Below are 19853 nucleotides of genomic sequence, written 5' to 3'. Positions count from 1 at the left end.
GCGACGATTGCACCGGTGGCTGGAAGGGTTTTCATGTTCGCAACGCATTGGTTCCGTGTAGGCGCCTGCCTGTCTGTTGTCATGGTGGGATGCTCCCTGGTGTCCGGCTGCGCCAGCAGCCCGACCTACGGCACCGACAAGACGGCCATGGAGCAGCTGACCGACGATCTCGGCCAGTCCGTGTCGCTGACCGGGCCCGACCCGAAGAACAAGGGCGTCAAATATACGCCGCGTCCGACGCTGGTGCTGCCGGCTGAGGGGCAGCGCGAGACCCTTATCGCGCCGCAGCCGACGGTGGCCAACAAGGACAATCCGCAATGGCTTGAATCGCCGGAGGAGACCCGCGCCCGCCTCGTTTCCGAGGCTGACGCCAATTCGGACAACCCGAATTACCGCTCGCCGCTGGCGAGCTCCGCCATCGAAGGCGGCCGGCGCACGACCGAAGCCCAGACCCAGGCCTATCGCGAGGCCCGCGCCCTGCAGAAGGGCTCATACCTCGATCAGCGCCGCTATATTTCCGATCCGCCGCCCGGTTACCGCACCGTCGACGACCCGGCAAAGCTCGACGACGTCGGCGAGCCCGAGCTCAAGAAGCAGAAGAAGCGCAAGAAGGATGCGGCAATCGCCAATTCCGGCAAGCAGTGGTGGAACTTCCTGCAGTAGCGGTTTTCCGAGCGCTTAGCGCCGCCGCAGGAGATCGGTGATGGCAGCCCCTCATCCGGCTGCCGCCACCGACCGGCGTCGAGCCACGGGCCTCGCCCGTTTTTCGGACCCCGCTCGCGGGGCGAACGGACATGCCACACCGTCTCCGTTCCTCACCAGCGTCTCGCAGGGCACGTCCCCTCGCCCCGCGAGCGGGGAAAGGGTTAGGGTGAGGGGCAGCTATCAGCGCAAAAGCCGAAGATGGCGGCGGGCACTGAGCACTACGGCGCCTCTCTCCGTTCCACAAAGAATCGCCGCAAGATCTCGGCCGACTGCACCTCGTTGATGCCGGAATAGACCTCGGGAGCGTGATGGCAGGTCGGTTGTGCATAGAATCGCACGCCATTGTCGACGGCGCCGCCCTTCGGATCCTCGGCGCCGTAATAGAGCCGGCGGATGCGCGCAAACGAGATGGCTGCCGCGCACATGGTGCAAGGCTCGAGCGTCACATAGAGATCGGCGCCGACAAGGCGCTCCTGCCCAAGCGTCTCGCAGGCGAGCCGGATTGCGGCGATTTCGGCATGCGCGGTGACGTCTTTGAGTTCGCGCGTGCGGTTTCCCGAGCGTGAAACGGCGATATCGTCGACAACGACGACCGCGCCGATCGGCACCTCGCCGCGTACTCCTGCGGCGCGCGCTTCTTCAAGCGCCATCTCCATGAAACGATTTGTCTTCACGATCGCAAGAATTTCCACTTAACCGCAGATGCGTGACCTGATAGACAGGCCCAAAAGGCAGGCAAACAGCAAATGACACCCAAAGACAAGCCAAAACGCCCGGGCGCAAAGCCCCTTTCACGGGATATCAGGCCGAAAGCCGGTCCGAAGGCCGCGGCCGCGCGCCCGGCGGCGGCCGAAGCCGAAAGCGACACCAAGGCCGAGCGCATTTCCAAGGTGATGGCGCGCGCAGGCGTCGCCTCCCGCCGCGACATCGAGCGCATGATCATGGAAGGCCGTGTGACGCTGAACGGCACGGTTCTCGAAACCCCCGTCGTCAACGTCACACTTGCCGACCGCATCGAGGTCGACGGTGTACCGATCCGTGGCATCGAGCGCACTAGGCTCTGGCTCTATCACAAGCCGGCGGGCCTCGTGACCACCAATGCCGATCCGGAAGGCCGTCCGACCGTCTTCGACAACCTGCCGGAAGAGCTGCCGCGCGTCATGTCGATCGGCCGGCTCGACATCAACACCGAAGGCCTGCTGCTGCTCACCAATGACGGCGGCCTCGCCCGCGCCCTCGAACTGCCGGCGACCGGTTGGTTGAGGCGCTACCGCGTCCGCGCGCATGGCGAGATCGATCAGGAAGCGCTCGACAAGTTGAAGGACGGCATCGCCGTTGACGGCGTGCTCTATGGATCGATCGAGGCAACCCTCGACCGCACCCAGGGCTCAAACGTCTGGATCACCATGGGCCTTCGCGAAGGCAAGAACCGCGAAATCAAGAATGTGCTCGGCGCTCTCGGTCTCGACGTCAACCGTCTGATCCGCATTTCCTATGGGCCGTTCCAGCTCGGCGATTTGCCGGAAGGCCAGGTCGTCGAGGTGCGCGGCCGCACATTGCGTGACCAGCTCGGCCCGCGCCTGATCGAGGAAGCCAAGGCGAATTTCGACGCGCCGATCTACAACGCCCCGGCTGTCGCCGCCGAGGAAGAGGAACAGGCCGCGGCACCGGCGGCGCCGGAAAAGCGCGAACGGCCGCGGCGCCAGGAGGACAAGCGTGAGCGGGCGCTGAGCCGCCTCGACACCAAACGTGACGACCGCCACGGCGGGCGCAGAGACGACGATCGCCGCGACGGCGGCCGCAGGGATGAAGACAAGCCGAAGCGCGCCCAGCCGCTCGGCCAGCGCCGCAGCGCCAATGTCTGGATGGCGCCCGGCGCCCGGCCTCTCGGCGAGAAGGCGGCGGCCAAGGCCGCCAAGAATGCGCAGACTGCGCGCCGGCGCGGCGAGCAGCCGGCGGCAAAGACCAATGCTTTCGATCGCATCGAGGATCGCCCGCGCACGCCGATCAACCGTGTGCGGGAAGAGGACGGTGAATGGATCCGTTCGAGCGAGCAGCCCCGCCGCAAGGATGAGGTCGAAGGCTTCGGCCGCCAGCGCTCGTTCGGGGATCGTCCCGCTCGCGAAGACCGCGGCTTCGGCGATCGCCCATCGCGCGGCGACCGGCCTTTCGGCGACAAGCCGCGCGGCGATCGCAAGCCCCGTGCGGATGGTGACGAACGTCCTCGTGCCGCCAGAGTCTCCACCGGCGAGGGCCGTTCTGAGCGTCCGCGCAGCGACCGCCCCTTCGGCGATCGTCCATCGCGGGGCGATCGACCTTTCGCCGGCAAGCCGCGTGGCGATCGCAAGCCGCGCGAGGAGGGTGACGAGCGCCGGCGGACAGCCAGAAGCTTCGCCGGCGAGGGTCGCTCCGAGCGTCCGCGCGGCGAACGGTCGTTCGGCGACAAGGCTGTGAGCGGCAAGCCTTCGGGCGATAAGCCGCGCGGCAAGAGCTTTGGCGCCGGGTCCGGCGGACCCAAGAATTTTTCCGGCAAACCGAAGGGCGCCAAGCCAGGCGGTGAAAGGCCGGGCGGTGACAGGCCCGCGGGCGGTCCGTCCAGAGGTGGTGCTCGAGGAAAGGGAATGACGCGCGGTGCGGATCGTCGGCGGTGAGTTTCGCGGACGGCCTCTCGCCGTGCCAAAATCCAACGAGATCCGGCCGACCGCCGACCGGACACGCGAGAGCCTGTTCAATATATTGAGCCATGCCTATCCGGAATGCGTCGACGGCACCCGGATCCTCGATCTTTTCGCCGGCACCGGCGCCGTCGGCCTCGAAGCCGTCTCGCGCGGCTGTCGCCACGCGCTCTTCGTCGAAAACAGCATCCAGGGCAGGGCGCTGCTCTGGGAAAACATCGATGCGCTCGGCCTGCACGGACGCACCCGCATCCTGCGCCGCGATGCGACCAATCTCGGCAGCGTCGGCAATCTCGAGCCTTTCGATGTGCTCTTTGCCGACCCGCCCTATGGCAAAGGCCTCGGCGAGAAGGCGATGGCGGCGGCCGCCATCGGCGGCTGGCTGCGGCCGGGGGCGATCGCGGTGCTCGAAGAGCGCGCCGACATTGTCGTTTCGGTCCACCCTTCCTATGTTTTCCTCGAAAGCCGCATCTTTGGCGATACGAGGGTGCATTTCTTCCGATATCAGCCGCAATAGGCGCAGGGGCGGGGCGTGCAGCAGGCAGAGATCATCAGTCCGAAACTGCCTGCGATCAGCGATTTGCCGACAGTCGCGGTTGCCTTCGGCGGCGGCGGCGCGCGCGGCCTGTCCCATATCCATGTCATTGAAACCCTTGACGAACTCGGGATCCGCCCGGTTGCGATTGCGGGTTCGTCGATCGGCGCCATCATGGGGGCCGGCATGGCCGCCGGCATGTCCGGCGCCGAAATCCGCGAACATGCGCTGGCAACCGTCGGCAACAAGACGGCCGTCGTTGCCCGCATCTGGGGGATGCGACCGACAACGGTGCGCGATGCGGTGGCCAAGGGCATCCGCATCGGCCAGTTCAATCTGGAACGGATACTGAAAGCCTTCCTGCCCTCCGAGCTGCCGGCCCGATTTGAAGATCTGCTGGTGCCGATGAAGGTCATCACGACAGATTATTACGGTCAGAACGAGGTGATCATCAAAGAGGGCGAGCTGTTTCCGGCACTCGCCGCCTCGTCTTCCATCCCCGCCGTTTTCATGCCGGTGCGCCTGCGCGGCCGCGTAATGATCGATGGTGGCATCAGCAATCCGGTCCCTTATGAATGCCTGATGGATCTTGCCGACATCGTCGTCGGCATCGACGTCGTCGGCGCCCCGGAAGGCGACGGCACCCATATCCCGAACCGCATGGAAAGCATCTTCGGTTCCGGCCAGTTGATGATGCAGACGGCGATCTCCCTGAAGCTGAAGCTTTGCCAGCCGCATATCTTCCTGCGCCCGACGGTCGGCCGCACCGGCGTCATGGATTTCCTCAAAGCCCGCGAAGTGCTTGCCATGTCCGTCGGCGTCAAGGACGACCTGAAATTCGCCCTCGACCGCGAGATCGAAGCGCGGCTAAAACGCTAAAGAACCTTGCATGGGCACCGTTGTTCGCGTCCGCGCGACATGAGCGAGCGGTTCAGAGAACATTGCTTCGGCTATGAGCTCGGCATCATCATTGTCGATTTCGAAGAGACCAAAGCGCAGTCGATATCCCCAGCCAGCCCGATCGCTGGTGAAAGATAGCCGACCGAGCAGCGGCCGGATGGGTGCTTCCGTGGCTCGCCACCAGGCGACATCCCGTCTCCAGGGGCGGAAGCCCGGGTGAACCTCCACCTGATATGCCTCCTTTTCCTCGATCATGCCAATGGCCGTGAACGCCTGCAGGCGATCGGTGCCGCCAAAGGTTTCGGTCGGCGAATAGTAGATGACGCGGTCGCCTGGCGCGCTCCGCTTAAGCGGAGCGGCCTTGCCGTGACAGACTTGCATGAACCCGGCTTTGCGTCCGATGCGGACATGGTTTGCTGATGCGACAGCGATCCAGCTGCGCGACATGGCTCAGTCCTCCGCCACGTTGTAGACGCGCAGACGATGCCCGTCGGGATCGGCCGCGACAAAGCTACGGCCGAAATCGAGGTTGGTCGGCGGCAGAAGGATCGGCGCGCTCTTGTCCTGCCATTCGGTGTGGAGCCTATCAACCATGTCTGCTGTCGCAACCTTGAAACCGACCTCGCAGCCGCCGCCCGCCGCAGCCGGAGCAGGCTCGACGCCCGCCTTGCCCCACAGTCCGAGTGCCAGCCCCGAAGGCAGAATGAACATGGCGAAGGTCGGGCTGGCTTCGACGGGATCCTGCCCGAGCAGCCGCGCATAAAAGCTGGCGCTCTTCGGCGCGTCGGTTACGAAAAGCAGAATGCTGTTGCTGTCGATCATGTTAGCCTCCTGTGTGTCGGTCAGGAGGACCCTAGAGAGGCATGCTGACAGATTCTGGCAGTAACCTCCGTGCCTTCCGCTTGTCGATCCGCTCGAGCGTCGCGCCTGCGGATTTGATTTATGCGTCCGCCGTCGCATCCGTGATTCCGGCCAGCGGATCATCCTCGAAAGGATCGGCGGCGCGCTTCGGCTTGACCAGCGGTTCGGGACGGACAGGGTGGGAAAACAGCATGTCGCGCCCCGCCTGGAGCCCCTCGGAGACCTGCAGGGCGAGCCGCGCCTCGTCGCGCTTGCGGATGTCCTCGCCGATTTCATAAGCGTCGGTTTCGGAGACGCCGAGCGCCTCCAGCGTCCGCCTTCCGAACAGCAGGCCCGATTCCAGTGTCTCGCGCAGCTCGTAATCGATCCCCTTGTTGCGCAGTTCGATCGAATGGATGCGGTCGTAGGAGCGTACGTAGAGGCGCGTCTGCGGATAATCGGCCTGCACCAGCTCCACCACCTTGTCGGTGATCTCCTTCTTCTGGGTGCAGACGAGCACGATCTTCGCGCGGTCGATGCCCGCCGAGCGCAGCACGTCCTTGCGGGTGCCGTCGCCGAAATAGATGCGAAAGCCGAAGGAGGAAGCCTGGCGGATACGGTCGGCGGAAAAATCGATGACGGTGACGCTGCGCCCGCCGGCAAGCAGGATCTGGGCGGCGATCTGGCCGAAACGCGAGAAGCCGACCATCAGCACGTCGGCGCCGGCGCCTTCGAAATCCTCGTCCAGCTCCTCCTGTTCATCGCCGTTGAGCAGCCGCTTCGACAGCGCCGCGCCGATCGGCGTCAGCGCCATGGACAGCGTGACGATCGCCACCAGCAGCGATGCGGTGCTCGTCGACATCAATCCGACGACGCCCGCGGTGGTAAAGAGCACGAAGCCGAATTCGCCGCCTTGCGGCAACAGGAAAGCAATGCGGATTGCGTCATTGTGCGGCGATCCCGACATCCGGCAGAGCCCGTAGATAATGATCGCCTTGACGGCCATGACGATCGGCACAGTGACGATAACAAAGAGCGCGTTGTCGACGAGAACGCCGAGCTGCAGCGACAGGCCGACGGCGATGAAGAAAATGGCGAGCAGTACGCCGCGAAAAGGCTCGATATCGGCCTCGAGTTCGTGCCGGTAGGAGGATTCGGCCAGCATCACCCCGGACAGGAAGGCCCCCATCGCCATCGACAGCCCGGCAAGCTGCATCAGGCTTGCCGATCCCATGACGACAAAGAGCGCCGCCGCGATCATCGCCTCGCGCGCGCCGGTGCGGGCGATGATCTGGAAGAGCGGCGTCAGCAGGTAGCGCCCCATGACGATCATCGCCGCCACCGCACCGACGGCCACGGCAAAATCGGTGAGCGGCGTATTGCTGCCCTTGCCGCTGCCGTCGAGAACGGTGATCAGCGCCAAGAGCGGCACGATCGCCAGGTCCTGGAACAGCAGCATCGAGAAGGAACGCTGCCCGTATCGCGTGTTGACGTCGCCGTCGCCCTCGAGGATCTGCATGGCGAAGGCCGTCGAGGACAGCGCCAGCCCGAAACCGGCGACGATGCTGCCGCGCCAATCCAGAACTTCGGAAAACCAGGCGAGCGCGGTCAGCGCCAGCCCTGTTACCACCACCTGCGCCGTGCCGAGACCGAAGATATCGCGCCGCATCTGCCAGAGCCGGCTTGGCTTCAACTCCAGGCCGATGATGAAGAGCAGGAAGACGACGCCGAGCTCGGCCACGGCAAGGATCTGTTCGCCATCGGTGATGCCGTGGAAGACGGGGCCGATGACGATGCCGGCGGCGAGGTAACCCAGCACCGTTCCGAGCCCGAGCTTCTTGAAGATCGGCGCGGCGACCACCGCGCCGCCGAGCAGCAGGATCGTTTCGGAAAAAAGGTCGTTGGGCGCTGACATGCTGGCAATTTCTTTCGACGGCGGGAAACATCCTGGCAGCCCTGACAAAGAATCGGCGGCGGCGGCCTTGATGCCAGGGAGAGTGCACAATAAATGGATGCCGAAGGAAAGGCCAAATCATGTCCTCTGAAATCGATTCCTCGACACTTCTTTCCCGCGCAAGTCAATTGATCGATCTGGCAAGGAAGGCGGGCGCCGACGCTGCCGACGCCGTCGTCGTTCGCTCTCGCTCGCAATCGGTCAGCGTCCGGCTTGGCAAGGTCGAGGGGACAGAATCGTCGGAAAGCGACGATTTTTCGCTCCGCGTCTTCATCGGCAAGCGCGTCGCCAGCGTTTCGGCCAATCCGGGCTTCGATCTCCAGGCGCTGGCCGAACGGGCCGTCGCCATGGCCAAGGTTTCCCCGGAAGACCCGTATGCGTGCCTGGCGGACGAGGCGAACCTTGCCAAGTCCTATCCCGACCTGCAATTGCTCGATGCCACCGAAGTCTCCTCGGAGATGTTGCGCGAGGCGGCTCTTGCCGCCGAGACGGCAGCTCTTGAAGTCACGGGCGTCACCAATTCCTCCGGCGCCGGCGCGTCGGCCGGCATGGGCGGCCTCGTTCTCGCCACATCGCACGGTTTCCAAGGCAGTTACATGGCCTCCCGTTTCGGCAACTCCGTCAGCGTCATCGCAGGCGAAGGCACCGGCATGGAGCGCGACTATGATTTCGACAGCCGGCTTTATTACGCCGAACTCGACGATCCCGCCGAAATCGGCCGCCGGGCCGGCGAACGGGTGGTCAAGCGTGTCAATCCGCGCCAGGTGCCGACTGGCAAGAATGTCACGGTCGTCTTTGATCCGCGCGTCGCCCGCGGTTTCGTCGGCCATATCGCCGGTGCGATCAACGGTGCCGCCGTCGCCCGCAAGACCAGCTTCCTGCGCGACAGGATGGGTCAGCAGGTGCTGAAGTCAGGGCTGTCGATCACCGACGATCCGCTGATCGTGCGCGGGCCTTCCTCGCGTCCCTTCGACGGTGAGGGCGTGTCCGGCGAGCGGCTTGTCATGATCGAAGACGGTGTCCTGAAGCACTGGTTCCTCTCGACCTCGACGGCCCGCGAACTCGGCCTGCGGACCAATGGCCGCGGCGTGCGCGGCGGCAGCGCCGTCACGCCGTCTTCCACCAACCTTGCCCTTGAGCCGGGCGAGATCTCGCCGGAGGAGCTGATCCGCAGCACCGGCAACGGTTTTTACGTCACCGAACTGATCGGCCACGGCGTCAACATGATCACCGGCGAATACAGCCGCGGCGCCACGGGCTTCTGGATCGAGAACGGCGAACTTACGTTCCCGGTGTCCGAGGTGACGATTGCCTCGAACCTCAAGGACATGTTCATGCGCCTGACGCCGGCAAATGACATCGACCGCAAGTTCGGCGTCGCGGCTCCGACCTTCGCGATCGAAGGCATGACGCTCGCCGGACAGTGAGAAGCGGGCGGCAGGAAATGGGTTGACGGATGAGCGATAGGGAAAAGCTGCGTTGGCAGAGCGATCTCGCCTTGATCGCCGATGCTGCCAAGGAGGCCGGCGCGGTCGCCTTCGGCTTCTTCAACCAGTCTCCCGAGGTCTGGTGGAAGAACGGCGACCGCTCTCCCGTCAGCGCCGCCGATTTCGCCGCCAACAAGACGCTTGAAACGATCCTGCGCAAGGCGCGGCCGGATTATGGCTGGCTGTCGGAGGAAACCGAGGACGATGCTGACCGCCTCTCGTGCGAGACGCTGTTCATCGTCGATCCGATCGACGGCACCCGCGCCTTCCTCGGTGGGCAGCTGGTCTGGTGCGTCAGCGTCGCGGTCGTGCATCGCGGTCGCCCGGTCGCCGGTGTGCTCTATGCGCCCGCGCTCGAAGAGCTCTACGAAGCGGTCGATGGCGGCGTGGCGCTGAAGAACGGCGTGCCCTTCGCCGTTTCCGCCGCCGGGCCGGACGAGGTGAGCCGGCTTGCGGTCGGCGAAGACCTGTTGAGGACGTTTCCGCCGGCGTTCCGTGACCGCGTGAGGCGCGAAAAATATATTCCATCGCTCGCCTATCGCATCGCCATGGTGGCGGACGGCCGCCTCGAAGCCACCTTCGTCAAGGGCAATTCGCACGACTGGGACCTTGCCGCCGCTGATCTCGTTCTGGCCTGCGCCGGTGGCCGCCTCGTCGATCTCGACGGCAAGCCGATCGTCTATAACAGGGCGGACGTCACCCATAAGGTGCTCTGTGCGGCGCCGACGGCCCGGATCGATGAGTTTCTAACGGCTTTTGCCGGGCGAGGAGACGGTTGACGTTTCCGTCAAAATCCCGCAGATGAGGTGGCGGAGGAATTCGGCAGAAAGAGAACAAGAAAATGACTGACTCCGGTGACAAGAAGCAGCTTTTGCACCTCGTTTTTGGCGGCGAACTGGAAAGCCTCGAAGACGTCCAGTTCCGTGATCTGGACGGTCTCGATATCGTCGGCATTTTTCCCGACTATGCCTCGGCGCTGACGGCCTGGAAGGCGAAGGCGCAGCAGACGGTCGACAATGCGCATATGCGCTATTTCATCGTCCACATGCACCGTCTGCTCGATCCGCATCAAAAGGCTGGGGGCAACTGACCTCGGCAGCCGCCGCCAGCCGAACGGGCCTTCGTGCATCGGGCGCCCGTCGATCCGGATCGTTTGACGCATTCTGAACAAATTGATCGGCCATTCCGGCCGCAACGATAATAAGGGAATGGGTTTGATGTCGATCGTCTTGGGTCGGAGGCTGGCGCGATGAGCTCCCGGATGGCGCGGCTCGGTCTGAGCACATACCGTCTGGCGGGAACCGTGGCCTCACCGGTCGTCGGCCTCTATCTGACCTACCGCACGGCCAAGGGCAAGGAAGACCGGGCGCGCCGCCTGGAACGCTTCGGCTATCCGAGCGCCAACCGGCCGCAAGGCCCGCTCGTCTGGTTCCATGCTGCAAGTGTCGGCGAAACCAATGCCGTCATTCCGCTGATCCGCGAAATCCGCCGCCGCGAGATCCATGTCATCCTGACCACCGGCACCATCACCTCCGCCAGGCTCGCCGCCGAGCGCCTCGGCCAGGAGGCGATCCATCAATATGTGCCGCTGGATCTGAAACCATCCGTCAGCCGCTTCCTCGACTATTGGCAGCCCGATTGCGCCATTATCGCCGAATCCGAGATCTGGCCGGCGACGGTGCTGGAGCTCGGCCGTCGCCGCATCCCGCAGATCCTGGTCAATGCCCGCATGTCGGACCGCTCCTTTGCCCGCTGGCGCCGCCGCCCGTCGATTGCGGAGGCCTTGTTCGAAAACCTCGCCCTCGTCATTGCCCAATCCGATGTCGATGCCGAGCGGTTCCGCAATCTCGGTGCCGTTCCCGTCATCACCTCGGGCAATCTGAAGGTCGATACCGACGCCCCGCCTTATGACAGCGCTGTCTTCTCCCGCTACAGGAAGCAGATCGGCGATCGCAAGACCTGGGCGGCGATCTCCACCTTCGACGGCGAGGAGAATGCCGCCGGCATCGTCCATCGCGCCCTGAAGGAGCGCGATCGTCAATTGACGATCATCGTGCCCCGCCATCCCGAGCGCAGCGACGAGATCGAGGCGGCGCTGGTCAAGCAGGGACTGAAGGTCGCCCGCCGCACCCGTGACGATGTCCTGTCGGCCGATGTCGATGTTTTCCTTGGCGATACGATCGGCGAAATGGGGCTTTATCTCCGTCTGACCGAAATCGCTTTCGTCGGCCGCTCGCTCTTTGCCGAGGGTGGTCAGAACCCGTTGGAGCCTGCCATGCTCGGCTGCGCCATCCTCTCCGGCGGCAATGTGCAGAATTTCCGCGAGGCCTATCAGAAGCTCGCCCGCAGCGGCAGCGCCCGCATGGTGCGCGATACCGAAATGCTGGCCAAGGGCGTGCATTACCTGCTGACCAATGATGAAGCCCGCCGTACCATGATCGAGGCCGGCGTCGCCACCGTGCACGAGATGCGGGGCGCACTATCGGCGACGGTGAAGGGGCTCGAACCCTATATCAATCCGCTGACGGTCAAGGCGCGTTTGTTGCCCAAGGCCGCGGCCCAGGTCTGAGGAGACGCGATGTCGGGCCCGGCGCATATCAAAGGCATCCTCTTCGACAAGGACGGCACGCTGCTCGACTATGACGAGAGCTGGCTGCCGGTCAATCGCGAGCTTGCCCGCATCGCCGCTGAGGGCGACCCACTTCTGGCCGACCGGCTGCTGTCTGCCTGCGGCATGGATCCGGTGAGCGGCCATATCGTTCCCGACAGCCTGCTCGCCGCCGGCAATACAAGGCAGATCGCCGAGGGGCTCGTCGCCGCCGGATCGATGATCGATATCGGGGAATTGACGATCCGTCTCGACGACCTCTTTTCCGGCGCCGCTGAATTTTCCGTGCCGGTGACCGACCTTGCCGGCTTTTTCGCAAGGCTGCATCGGCGCGGTTTCAAGCTCGGCGTTGCCTCCAGCGACAATGAGCGCTCCATCCGCCAGACGGCGGAGCGCTTCGGTTTCGCCCGCTATGTCGATTATATCGCCGGCTACGACAGCGGCTTCGGCGTCAAGCCGGAGCCGGGCATGGTGCTCGGCTTCTGCGCTGCGACCGGGCTTTTGCCATCCGAGGTCGCCATGGTCGGCGACAACAACCACGATCTGCACATGGGCCTGAATGCCGGCACGGGACTTAGGATCGCCGTGTTGACGGGAACCGGCTCGCGCGATTCACTTGCCGCGGCGGCCGATCATGTGCTCGACGATATCACCGCCCTTGAGACGTTGCTGCCCGATCTGCAGCCGGCCTGATCGTAAAGGCTTGCATTTTCATCGATTTTAACCTCTCAATCCCGCCGGGAAAACGAATTCTCTGGCCGGGCGGGGAGCGGGACGGCAAAATGATTTCAGAAGCGCCGCCGTTCTGGTGGAGGAAAGCCGATTGGCGCGCCTGGCTGCTGGCGCCGCTGTCCTTTCTCTACGGCCGTATCGCCGGCCATCGCATGGCCCATGCGCGCCGCGCTTCGGTTTCCGTTCCCGTCATCTGTGTCGGCAATTTCACCGTCGGCGGCGCCGGCAAGACGCCGACGGCGCTGACGCTCGCCCGCGCCGCCAAGGCGAAAGGCCTGAAGCCCGGCTTTCTCAGCAGAGGTTACGGCGGCTCGCTCGACGTGACGACGGTGGTCGATCCCCATCATCACCGGGCGGTCGCCGTCGGCGATGAACCGCTTTTGCTCGCCCAGGAGGCGCTAACGGTGATTTCCCGCCGGCGTGTCGACGGCGCTCGGCGCTTGGTCGCGGAAGGCGCCGACCTCATCATCATGGATGACGGGTTTCAGAGCGCCCGGCTGGCGATCGACTATGCGCTGCTCGTCATCGACGCGACGCGCGGCCTTGGCAACGGCCATATCGTGCCGGCCGGCCCGGTCCGCGCGCCGATCCGCCAGCAGCTGAGTTCGGCGACGGCACTGCTGAAGGTAGGCGGCGGTAATGCTGCCGATGGCATCGTCCGCATGGCGGCACGCGCGGCAAAGCCCTATTTCACCGCATCGCTGAAGGTACGCGGCGACAACAGGCTTGCCGGCATCAAGGTGCTTGCCTTCGCCGGTATCGCCGATCCCGCCAAATTCTTCCGCACCGTCGAATCGCGCGGCGCCGAGATCACGGTCGCCAAGACCTTCGGCGACCACGAACACCTGACCGAGGAGGAGATCGACGATATCCTGACGACGGCCGAACGCCAGGACCTCCTGATCGTCACCACCTCAAAGGATTTCGTTCGCCTCTCCGGTCATCACGGCAAGGCGGAGCAATTGGCGCAGAAGGCCAAGGTGATCGAGGTCGACATGGTCTTCGAGGATCATCTCGCCCCGGGTCTGATCATCGACCGGGCAATCATTGCCTGCCGTGATCGGCGCCTCAGGGAATTGAAGGCTGGGGCTAAAGTAACTTCAGGAACGGCCGAGCGGCCGTAACTGGCTGCTGTGAACCACCTGGGCCGCCTAAATCTGCCTGCAACCCGATCATGCGATCGAATGAAGCAAAGTTTCGCGAGCAGACGTCAGATGCAACCGACAGGCGTGATCGATCAACGCGATATTGCGGCTTTCGAGGGCTTCGATGAGCGCAAGATGTTCCCTGATGGCGACCTCGTTCCGCGCCCGTTCATCACGCTTGTTCCACTGATAGTGATAGTGAAACACCATGGCGATCACGTCTTGGAAGCTTTCAATGAATCGGTTTGGTGCAACTGCCGTAATCAGCCGGTGAAACCGGCTGTCCAATTCCGAGAAATCCTGATACCGGGAGTCGATATCGGCGAGCAGTTCCAAATGTGCGCTCCGCGTAGAGTGGAGCTGCTTCCAGACCGGCGAGCTGTCGGGCAGGGCCGCGAACAGCCGCGCCGAACGCATTTCGAACATTTCTCTGATCTCAAACAGTTCGAGTGCGAAACTCGCTGTGAACCCTTTGAAGACCCAGCCTGCGTTGGGGCGTTTCTCGATCAGCCCATATTTCTGAAATCGATTGAGAAACTCACGGACGATCGTTGTTGCGACGCCGAACCTACGAGCTAGTTCCGCCTCGTTGATTTCTGTGCCCGGGCAGGCATCACCGCGCAACATCCAGTCCATGAAGCTTGTTTCGACCTGTTCCGAAATCGCCAAGGTCTCTTCGCGTGGATAGCGTTCTATCGGCAGCGGTTGCTCACGGACGATCCGCCTGTGCGCTTCAGATACGATGATTCCACGTGCGGACATTCCTGCCAGCACCTTTCGCACTGTTGTCCTGCTTACGCCGAGCTGGGCGCGCAGTGCATTTTCGGAGGGTAACTCCTCCCCAAGATCGAACGTGCGGACAATGTCGATCATATCGTTGAACGCCCGCTTGAAAGTCGTATCGGTTCTCATGGCACAACTGCTGATCTGACTAGATATCCATAAAAAACAAGTTGACGTACGTGTATCATATGTTTCTTATGTATAAAAAACCAGGGAGGCTCGGGGAATTTGGAAGACTCCAGGACGCTGCCTCAAAATTCGTCCCGGCCTGGTGGTTCGCAGGACGCAACCTTCCATCCGAGACAATCTGGCATCGCACTGGGACTGAAGCTGTTGAGCCTGGGTCCACTGTTAATCCTCATTATGCTTATCGCCGTGGTCAGTATTGTCACCCCGGCTTTTTTAAAACCGGTAAACCTCGGGAACATCCTCGCGCAGACAGCAGTGATCGCTGTGGTGGCAATGGGCCAACAGCTTGTCATCCTGACGCGCGGCATCGACCTCTCTGTAGGCTCGAACCTTGCACTGGCGACAGTCATTGGCGGACTTGTCTACCAGCAGGTTGACTCATCGTTCATCGTCATCATGGCCATGCTGCTTGCCGGTGCTGCCGTTGGCGCTATAAACGGCCTGGTCTTTGTCTATGGTCGACTGCCACATCCCTTTATCATCACGCTTGCGACTTTGAGCATCTGCCGCGGTCTGGCCCTCGAATTGGCTCCGGGTCACACGACCATACGTGGGATGCCGGATGCAGTTACCGCCATCGGCGGCGGGACGACGCTTGGCGTACCCAATTCTTTTTTTGTCATCGGGATGTTCGGGATCGTTTTTCTGATCCTGACGAAGTCGATGGTCTGCGGCCGATGGATCTATGCCGTCGGCGGCTCGCCGAACGCCGCGACAAGCATGGGCATCCCGGTAAGAGGCGTTCTGCTCTCGACCTACATCGTTTCTGGCTTTTGTGCCGGCGTGGGCGCGGTGCTGCTTGCCGGGCGGACCGGTGCCGCCTCGCCGATCTACGGCAATCTCCTGGAACTTGACACGATTGCTGCTGTGATCATCGGTGGCGCCAGCTTCCTTGGCGGACGAGGCCACCTTGGCCACGCCCTAATGGGCGCCGTGTTGATCGGCGTCATCCGCAATGCGCTTAACCTTCTCGGCGTCGACGTGTTCTTTCAGATGATCGCGATTGGGTTCGTCATCGTCATCGCCGTCGAAGCTGACGTGTTTCGTAACCATCTCGAGTCGCGCGCACGCGTGCTTCAATCGGCGGCAGTGCAATGAACCCGGCATCCACCACACCGGCACTTTCGGTTCGAAATGCCCAAAAGCGCTTTGGCGCAATCCATGCCCTGAAGGATGTAAGTTTCGATGCTTATTCAGGTGAGGTAACGGCTCTCCTGGGTGACAACGGCGCCGGCAAGTCGACACTCGTCAAATGCATCAGCGGGCTCCATAGTCTCGACGAAGGAGAGATCCTTATAGATGGTGCTCCGGTATCGCTTCATTCAACTGCGGCCGCCCGCCGCGCCGGGATTGAAACCGTCTATCAGGATCTGGCGCTTTTCGACAACCTGACCCCCGTGCAGAATTTCTACTGCGGTCGGGAGATCTCTTTCCCCTCCTGGTTGCCGCGTCCGCTCCGCTTTCTCAGCACGGGCGAAATGAAGCGGGAAGCAGCGAACGTCATCGATCGCCTGAAGGTTAAGCTGCCGAAATTCGACGCACCGGTCGCACTGATGTCTGGGGGACAGCGACAGGCGATCGCGGTCGCACGTGCCATTGTTTTTGCGCGCAAACTGGTGATCCTTGACGAACCCACCGCGGCGCTCGGCCTTCGCGAGTCTCGCCAGGTTCTTGACATTATCAATCAGCTCAAAGCCGACGGCAATGCCGTGATCATAATCACCCATAACATGGAGCATGTCATCGAGATCGCCGATCGGGCGGTTGTCCTCCGGCAGGGTCGCAAGGTGGGTGAAGTGAAGCCCACAGAGGCGAACAAGCAGGACGTTGTTGCGATGATCGTCGGTGCGGAGGCTTAAGGGGATCGCTGCTTGGTTGGGGCAGCGGAAAACGAGATCGCGCTCTAGAAGAGGGCGGTCGAAACACGGGAGGTGTAATCATGAAACCGCAATCCCTGCTGGGAGCTGTTGCGCTCCTGGTCGTCTCTGTAGTCCCGTCCCTGGCGGAGGAGCCAGTGAAGCTCGGGTTTATAACCAAGTTCCCTGTACCGTTCTTCGCAACAATGGAAGACGCAGCGAAAGATTACGCCAAGAGAAATCCGGGCGTCGAGATCATCTACGGCCAGGGTACGTCCGCAACCGACATCGAAGGCCAGATCGCGCAGATTGAGTCGATGGTGACACGAGGGGTGCAGGGCATCGCCCTCACGCCCGTCGATCCCACCGTGTCGACGGCCCTGGACAAGGCGGTAGCGGCCGGTATCAAAGTCGTGCTGATGGACAACAACATTCCGGATTGGAACGGCAGGACAGCGCTTGCCACCACCGACAACCTCGCCGCAGGCAAAATCGCGGGGGAATACCTCAAAACCGTGCTCCATGACGGCGATACGCTCGGGATACTCGAGGGCGTGCCCGGTGTACCGGCGCTCGATGACCGTGTGAAGGGTATGCTCGAAGGACTGAAGGGCGTTGACGTCAAGATCGTCGGGAAAGGTGCAACCAACTGCACCGAGGAACTCGGGATCAGTGTCGCCGAGGATCTGTTGACGAAAAACCCGGACCTCAAGGCCATTTATGCCGCTTGCGGCCCCCCCGCTGCTGGCGCAGCACGCGCAATCAAGAACGCGGGCATTGCCAGTGACAAGATTGTGCTGGTCGGTTTCGACTTCTGCTGCGGCGAAGAGGAAGCGCTGAAGAATGGAATTGAGGATGCATCAGTGGCGCAGTTTCCCACCAAGATGGCGGAACTCGGCGTGGATGCGCTGGTAAAGTCTATTCGCGGCGAGAAAGTTGAATCATTAATTGACTCCGGCGCGGCGCTCGTGACGGCTGAGAACATGGCGAAATTCAAGTAGCTGCTTCTCTATGCGATTTGTTGAGAGCGCATACGCCGTAGTCGATGCCTTGCGGGCATCTGGTCAAGCAAACGGCTCGTCCTTCGCCGGGCGGGCCTGACATCTGACCGCTCGATTGGCGAAATCGCAGCCCCCGGGCTCGGGATGCAATTGATCGCCGATTCCCTCGGTCAGATGCCTGCGCCGACCACCCATCGGCACACGTCTCCCTAGCGCCGCTGGTTCGGCAGCACGCCGGCGCGTTTGTCGGCGTCGATTGCAGATATAACGTCGGCATAGGGCTCCTGCCGGGCGACGCTCCAGTAGCGCAGCTCGTCGAGCGGGATGTTTTTTCCGGTCATCGCGCAGACCACATAGGAGCCGGGCGAGAGAATCTGGAAATCGCCGTCGAGATAGCGGATCTTCGCCTCGCGGTTTCCGTGCCCTTCGAACAAATTCATGCGCTCCGTTCCCTACAGTCTGTCATCCGTTTGCCATACTCCCGCAAAGGCGGCTTTGCCAGCTTTTTCAGCTTCTGCCGAATAGCCGTTCGATATCGCTGAGCTTCAATTCGATATAGGTCGGCCGGCCGTGATTGCACTGGCCGGAGCCGGGCGTCACTTCCATTTCCCTCAGTAGCGCGTTCATTTCCTCCGGCCGCAGCCGCCGGCCGGAGCGAACCGATCCATGGCAGGCCATGGTCGCCGCCACATATTCGAGCTTGGCCGACAGGCCCGATGCCGTATCCCATTCGGCGATCTCGTCGGCAAGCTGGCGGATCAGGCCATGGGCGTCGACCTCGCCGAGCATGGCCGGTGTTTCGCGCACCGCGATCGCACCGGGACCGAAACGCTCGATCGCCAGACCGAGTTCGGCAAACTCTGCCGCATGCAGCATCAGCCGGTCGCAATCCTCTTCCGGAATGTCGACGATCTCGGGGATGAGCAGCACCTGCGAGGCCAGCCGCTTCGAATGCAGCGCCTTGCGCATCGCCTCGAACACCAGCCGCTCATGCGCCGCATGCTGGTCGACGATGACGAGCCCGTCCTCGGTCTGGGCGACGATATAGTTGGCGTGGATCTGCGCCCGTGCCGCGCCGAGCGGATAACGCCCAACGGTTTCGGGCGCGGCCGGGCTAGGAGAGGCCAGGCCGGGAGACACGGGGTCCGGAAAAAATTGCGGCTCGGCCCGTGCGGTCGGCATCGACAGGCCGTCGAAGGATGCCTGCGGCCGTTCGGAAAAAGCCGGTGCCGGCTGGTAGGGGCGGGAAGGGGAGGTCTCTGCCGACCATGGCGCCTGTGGCTGCTGCCCATAGGGCTGGAAACCGGGGCGGAAGGCGCGCAGCATATCGCTTGCGCCAGTCGTTGCCGCCCGGCTGCCGTCGCGCGCGAGCGCCTCGCGAATGGCGCCGACGATCAGGCCACGCACCAGGCCCGGGTCGCGGAAGCGCACGTCGGATTTGGCCGGATGCACGTTGACGTCGACGAGGGCCGGATCGAGAGCGATCGACAGCACCGCCACCGGATAACGCCCGGACGGGATCGTCTCGGCATAGGCGCCGCGGATCGCCGAGAGGATCAGCTTGTCCTGCACCGGCCGGCCGTTGACGAAGGCATATTGATGCGCGGAGTTACCGCGATTGAAGGTCGGCACGCCGGCAAAGCCGGTCAGCGCGATCTCCTCGCGCTCGGCGTCGAGCGCAATGGCGTTGTCGCTGAAGTCCTTGCCGAGCACCTGCGCCATGCGCGCCAGATGATCGTCGCCCGTCGCCGGAAATTCCAGCGTTGCGCGGTCCGAGCCGGACAGCACGAAGCGCACGGCGGGAAAGGCGATCGCCATGCGTTTGACGATCTCGGTAATGGCGCCGGCTTCAGCCTTTTCTGTCTTCAGGAATTTGAGCCGGGCAGGCGTGGCGAAGAACAGGTCGCGGACTTCGACGATCGTGCCGGGATTGGCGGCGGCGGGCCTGAGATGCAAGACCTTGCCGCCGGCAACGGCGATCTCGTGGCCGCCGGCACTGTCGCGCTTGCGGCTTGCGATGCTGAGCCTCGCCACGGACCCGATCGACGGCAGCGCCTCGCCGCGGAAACCGAGCGTTCTGATATCCTCGAGCGTCTCGGAGATCTTCGAGGTGCAATGGCGCCTGATTGCCAGTTCCAGATCGGCGGCGTCCATGCCGAAGCCGTTGTCGCTGACCCGCAGCAGCGCCTTGCCGCCGCCTGCCGTGGCGATCTCAATGCGCGTCGCCCCCGCATCGAGCGCGTTCTCGATCAATTCCTTGGCAGCGCTCGCCGGCCGTTCGATGACTTCGCCGGCGGCGATCTGGTTGATGAGCGTTTCGGAAAGCTGTCTGATGGCCATGGGCTATTTTCGGGGATTCGCGGGCTGGAGGGAAGGGGTCTCGGATCGCTTGGCGAAACTGTGATCCGCGGCTCCCCCGAATTCGGGGATCGGTAGTGTTAAG

The 19853-nt window shown here is 63.1% G+C and carries 20 protein-coding genes; 13 read left to right on the top strand and 7 right to left on the bottom strand.

The window, feature by feature from the left end; translation table 11 throughout:
- Positions 1 to 33 precede the first annotated feature (33 nt).
- Complete coding sequence (locus HJC04_RS17160) at positions 34 to 663, top strand: hypothetical protein (RefSeq protein ID WP_210629036.1); 630 nt, start codon at positions 34 to 36, stop codon at positions 661 to 663.
- Positions 664 to 923: 260 nt separating this feature from the next.
- Here HJC04_RS17160 and HJC04_RS17155 read toward each other — a convergent pair whose 3' ends face one another.
- A complete protein-coding gene (locus HJC04_RS17155) occupies positions 924 to 1361 on the bottom strand; it encodes a nucleoside deaminase (protein WP_210631690.1) in 438 nt (145 codons plus the stop codon).
- Between the two features lie 90 nt (positions 1362 to 1451).
- On the opposite strand from HJC04_RS17155, the gene HJC04_RS17150 reads away from it, so the two are divergent.
- From HJC04_RS17150 to HJC04_RS17140, 3 genes are read left to right on the top strand one after another with little or no spacing between them, the layout of a single operon-like run.
- On the top strand, positions 1452 to 3356 hold the full coding sequence (locus HJC04_RS17150) for a pseudouridine synthase (RefSeq protein WP_221146702.1): 1905 nt from the start codon (positions 1452 to 1454) through the stop codon (positions 3354 to 3356).
- A complete protein-coding gene (gene rsmD / locus HJC04_RS17145) occupies positions 3337 to 3897 on the top strand; it encodes a 16S rRNA (guanine(966)-N(2))-methyltransferase RsmD (protein WP_221146701.1) in 561 nt (186 codons plus the stop codon). Before HJC04_RS17150 ends, rsmD begins: the two co-directional genes overlap by 20 nt.
- A gap of 15 nt (positions 3898 to 3912) precedes the next feature.
- Positions 3913 to 4794: a patatin-like phospholipase family protein gene (locus HJC04_RS17140; RefSeq protein WP_221146700.1), complete on the top strand. Its 882-nt coding sequence runs from the start codon at positions 3913 to 3915 to the stop codon at positions 4792 to 4794.
- On the opposite strand, the gene HJC04_RS17135 is transcribed toward HJC04_RS17140, so the two are convergent.
- The 3 genes from HJC04_RS17135 to HJC04_RS17125 form a co-directional block, all read right to left on the bottom strand.
- Entirely contained in the window at positions 4783 to 5262 is a 480-nt protein-coding gene (locus HJC04_RS17135) for an EVE domain-containing protein (RefSeq protein WP_210629032.1), read from the bottom strand. The genes HJC04_RS17140 and HJC04_RS17135 overlap by 12 nt on opposite strands.
- Positions 5263 to 5265: 3 nt before the next feature.
- Positions 5266 to 5637: a VOC family protein gene (locus HJC04_RS17130; protein ID WP_210629031.1), complete on the bottom strand. Its 372-nt coding sequence runs from the start codon at positions 5635 to 5637 to the stop codon at positions 5266 to 5268.
- Positions 5638 to 5755: 118 nt separating this feature from the next.
- Positions 5756 to 7570: a monovalent cation:proton antiporter-2 (CPA2) family protein gene (locus HJC04_RS17125; protein WP_221146699.1), complete on the bottom strand. Its 1815-nt coding sequence runs from the start codon at positions 7568 to 7570 to the stop codon at positions 5756 to 5758.
- A gap of 119 nt (positions 7571 to 7689) precedes the next feature.
- Between HJC04_RS17125 and HJC04_RS17120 the strand changes: the two genes are divergently transcribed.
- The 6 genes from HJC04_RS17120 to lpxK all read left to right on the top strand — a co-directional run bounded on the left by HJC04_RS17120 (position 7690) and on the right by lpxK (position 13560).
- Entirely contained in the window at positions 7690 to 9036 is a 1347-nt protein-coding gene (locus HJC04_RS17120) for a TldD/PmbA family protein (RefSeq protein WP_210629029.1), read from the top strand.
- A gap of 29 nt (positions 9037 to 9065) precedes the next feature.
- A complete protein-coding gene (locus HJC04_RS17115; RefSeq protein ID WP_221146698.1) occupies positions 9066 to 9875 on the top strand; it encodes a 3'(2'),5'-bisphosphate nucleotidase CysQ in 810 nt (269 codons plus the stop codon).
- Between the two features lie 62 nt (positions 9876 to 9937).
- Positions 9938 to 10186, top strand: coding sequence for a DUF4170 domain-containing protein (locus HJC04_RS17110; RefSeq protein ID WP_210629027.1), 249 nt, complete (start codon positions 9938 to 9940; stop codon positions 10184 to 10186).
- Positions 10187 to 10345: 159 nt separating this feature from the next.
- Entirely contained in the window at positions 10346 to 11665 is a 1320-nt protein-coding gene (waaA, locus tag HJC04_RS17105; RefSeq protein ID WP_210629026.1) for a lipid IV(A) 3-deoxy-D-manno-octulosonic acid transferase, read from the top strand.
- A gap of 9 nt (positions 11666 to 11674) precedes the next feature.
- A complete protein-coding gene (locus HJC04_RS17100; RefSeq protein WP_210629025.1) occupies positions 11675 to 12397 on the top strand; it encodes an HAD family hydrolase in 723 nt (240 codons plus the stop codon).
- An 89-nt stretch (positions 12398 to 12486) separates the two neighbouring features.
- Positions 12487 to 13560, top strand: a complete 1074-nt coding sequence (gene lpxK, locus HJC04_RS17095; RefSeq protein ID WP_221146697.1) for a tetraacyldisaccharide 4'-kinase — start codon at positions 12487 to 12489, stop codon at positions 13558 to 13560.
- Between the two features lie 48 nt (positions 13561 to 13608).
- Here the strand turns inward: lpxK and HJC04_RS17090 are convergent, their stop codons facing one another.
- Positions 13609 to 14493: a GntR family transcriptional regulator gene (locus tag HJC04_RS17090; RefSeq protein ID WP_221146696.1), complete on the bottom strand. Its 885-nt coding sequence runs from the start codon at positions 14491 to 14493 to the stop codon at positions 13609 to 13611.
- A 99-nt stretch (positions 14494 to 14592) separates the two neighbouring features.
- On the opposite strand from HJC04_RS17090, the gene HJC04_RS17085 reads away from it, so the two are divergent.
- From HJC04_RS17085 to HJC04_RS17075, 3 genes are all read left to right on the top strand, one after another.
- Positions 14593 to 15651 carry an ABC transporter permease gene (locus tag HJC04_RS17085; protein WP_221146695.1) on the top strand — a complete coding sequence of 353 codons (1059 nt, stop codon included), beginning with the start codon at positions 14593 to 14595 and terminating at the stop codon, positions 15649 to 15651.
- Complete coding sequence (locus tag HJC04_RS17080) at positions 15648 to 16412, top strand: ATP-binding cassette domain-containing protein (protein ID WP_221146694.1); 765 nt, start codon at positions 15648 to 15650, stop codon at positions 16410 to 16412. The genes HJC04_RS17085 and HJC04_RS17080 overlap by 4 nt, the downstream gene beginning before the upstream one ends.
- An 80-nt stretch (positions 16413 to 16492) precedes the next feature.
- The gene (locus HJC04_RS17075) at positions 16493 to 17410 is read left to right on the top strand and encodes a sugar ABC transporter substrate-binding protein (RefSeq protein ID WP_210629020.1); all 918 of its coding nucleotides are present in this window, start codon (positions 16493 to 16495) and stop codon (positions 17408 to 17410) included.
- 209 nt (positions 17411 to 17619) lie between these two features.
- Here HJC04_RS17075 and HJC04_RS17070 read toward each other — a convergent pair whose 3' ends face one another.
- Positions 17620 to 17850, bottom strand: a complete 231-nt coding sequence (locus HJC04_RS17070) for a DUF2093 domain-containing protein (RefSeq protein ID WP_210629019.1) — start codon at positions 17848 to 17850, stop codon at positions 17620 to 17622.
- Positions 17851 to 17917: 67 nt separating this feature from the next.
- Positions 17918 to 19750: a DNA mismatch repair endonuclease MutL gene (mutL, locus tag HJC04_RS17065; protein WP_210629018.1), complete on the bottom strand. Its 1833-nt coding sequence runs from the start codon at positions 19748 to 19750 to the stop codon at positions 17918 to 17920.
- Positions 19751 to 19853: the final 103 nt, after the last annotated feature.

Origin of the sequence: Rhizobium sp. NLR8a, assembly GCF_019685235.1 — a bacterium.
Taxonomy (GTDB): Bacteria; Pseudomonadota; Alphaproteobacteria; order Rhizobiales; family Rhizobiaceae; genus Rhizobium.
Note: the sequence above shows the minus strand (reverse complement) of the source record. Positions and strands in the feature narration are given on the sequence as shown.

What these genes read in the sequence shown, in the direction of transcription:
- waaA (WP_210629026.1), top strand. Translation starts at nt 10,346, where the DNA reads ATGAGCTCCCGGATGGCGCGGCTCGGTCTGAGCACATACCGTCTGGCG.
- HJC04_RS17155 (WP_210631690.1), bottom strand. Translation starts at nt 1,361, where the DNA reads ATGGAGATGGCGCTTGAAGAAGCGCGCGCCGCAGGAGTACGCGGCGAG.
- HJC04_RS17070 (WP_210629019.1), bottom strand. Translation starts at nt 17,850, where the DNA reads ATGAATTTGTTCGAAGGGCACGGAAACCGCGAGGCGAAGATCCGCTAT.
- HJC04_RS17075 (WP_210629020.1), top strand. Translation starts at nt 16,493, where the DNA reads ATGAAACCGCAATCCCTGCTGGGAGCTGTTGCGCTCCTGGTCGTCTCT.
- HJC04_RS17160 (WP_210629036.1), top strand. Translation starts at nt 34, where the DNA reads ATGTTCGCAACGCATTGGTTCCGTGTAGGCGCCTGCCTGTCTGTTGTC.
- HJC04_RS17100 (WP_210629025.1), top strand. Translation starts at nt 11,675, where the DNA reads ATGTCGGGCCCGGCGCATATCAAAGGCATCCTCTTCGACAAGGACGGC.
- HJC04_RS17115 (WP_221146698.1), top strand. Translation starts at nt 9,066, where the DNA reads ATGAGCGATAGGGAAAAGCTGCGTTGGCAGAGCGATCTCGCCTTGATC.
- lpxK (WP_221146697.1), top strand. Translation starts at nt 12,487, where the DNA reads ATGATTTCAGAAGCGCCGCCGTTCTGGTGGAGGAAAGCCGATTGGCGC.
- mutL (WP_210629018.1), bottom strand. Translation starts at nt 19,750, where the DNA reads ATGGCCATCAGACAGCTTTCCGAAACGCTCATCAACCAGATCGCCGCC.
- HJC04_RS17090 (WP_221146696.1), bottom strand. Translation starts at nt 14,493, where the DNA reads ATGAGAACCGATACGACTTTCAAGCGGGCGTTCAACGATATGATCGAC.
- HJC04_RS17150 (WP_221146702.1), top strand. Translation starts at nt 1,452, where the DNA reads ATGACACCCAAAGACAAGCCAAAACGCCCGGGCGCAAAGCCCCTTTCA.
- HJC04_RS17080 (WP_221146694.1), top strand. Translation starts at nt 15,648, where the DNA reads ATGAACCCGGCATCCACCACACCGGCACTTTCGGTTCGAAATGCCCAA.
- HJC04_RS17135 (WP_210629032.1), bottom strand. Translation starts at nt 5,262, where the DNA reads ATGTCGCGCAGCTGGATCGCTGTCGCATCAGCAAACCATGTCCGCATC.
- HJC04_RS17120 (WP_210629029.1), top strand. Translation starts at nt 7,690, where the DNA reads ATGTCCTCTGAAATCGATTCCTCGACACTTCTTTCCCGCGCAAGTCAA.
- HJC04_RS17130 (WP_210629031.1), bottom strand. Translation starts at nt 5,637, where the DNA reads ATGATCGACAGCAACAGCATTCTGCTTTTCGTAACCGACGCGCCGAAG.
- HJC04_RS17125 (WP_221146699.1), bottom strand. Translation starts at nt 7,570, where the DNA reads ATGTCAGCGCCCAACGACCTTTTTTCCGAAACGATCCTGCTGCTCGGC.
- HJC04_RS17110 (WP_210629027.1), top strand. Translation starts at nt 9,938, where the DNA reads ATGACTGACTCCGGTGACAAGAAGCAGCTTTTGCACCTCGTTTTTGGC.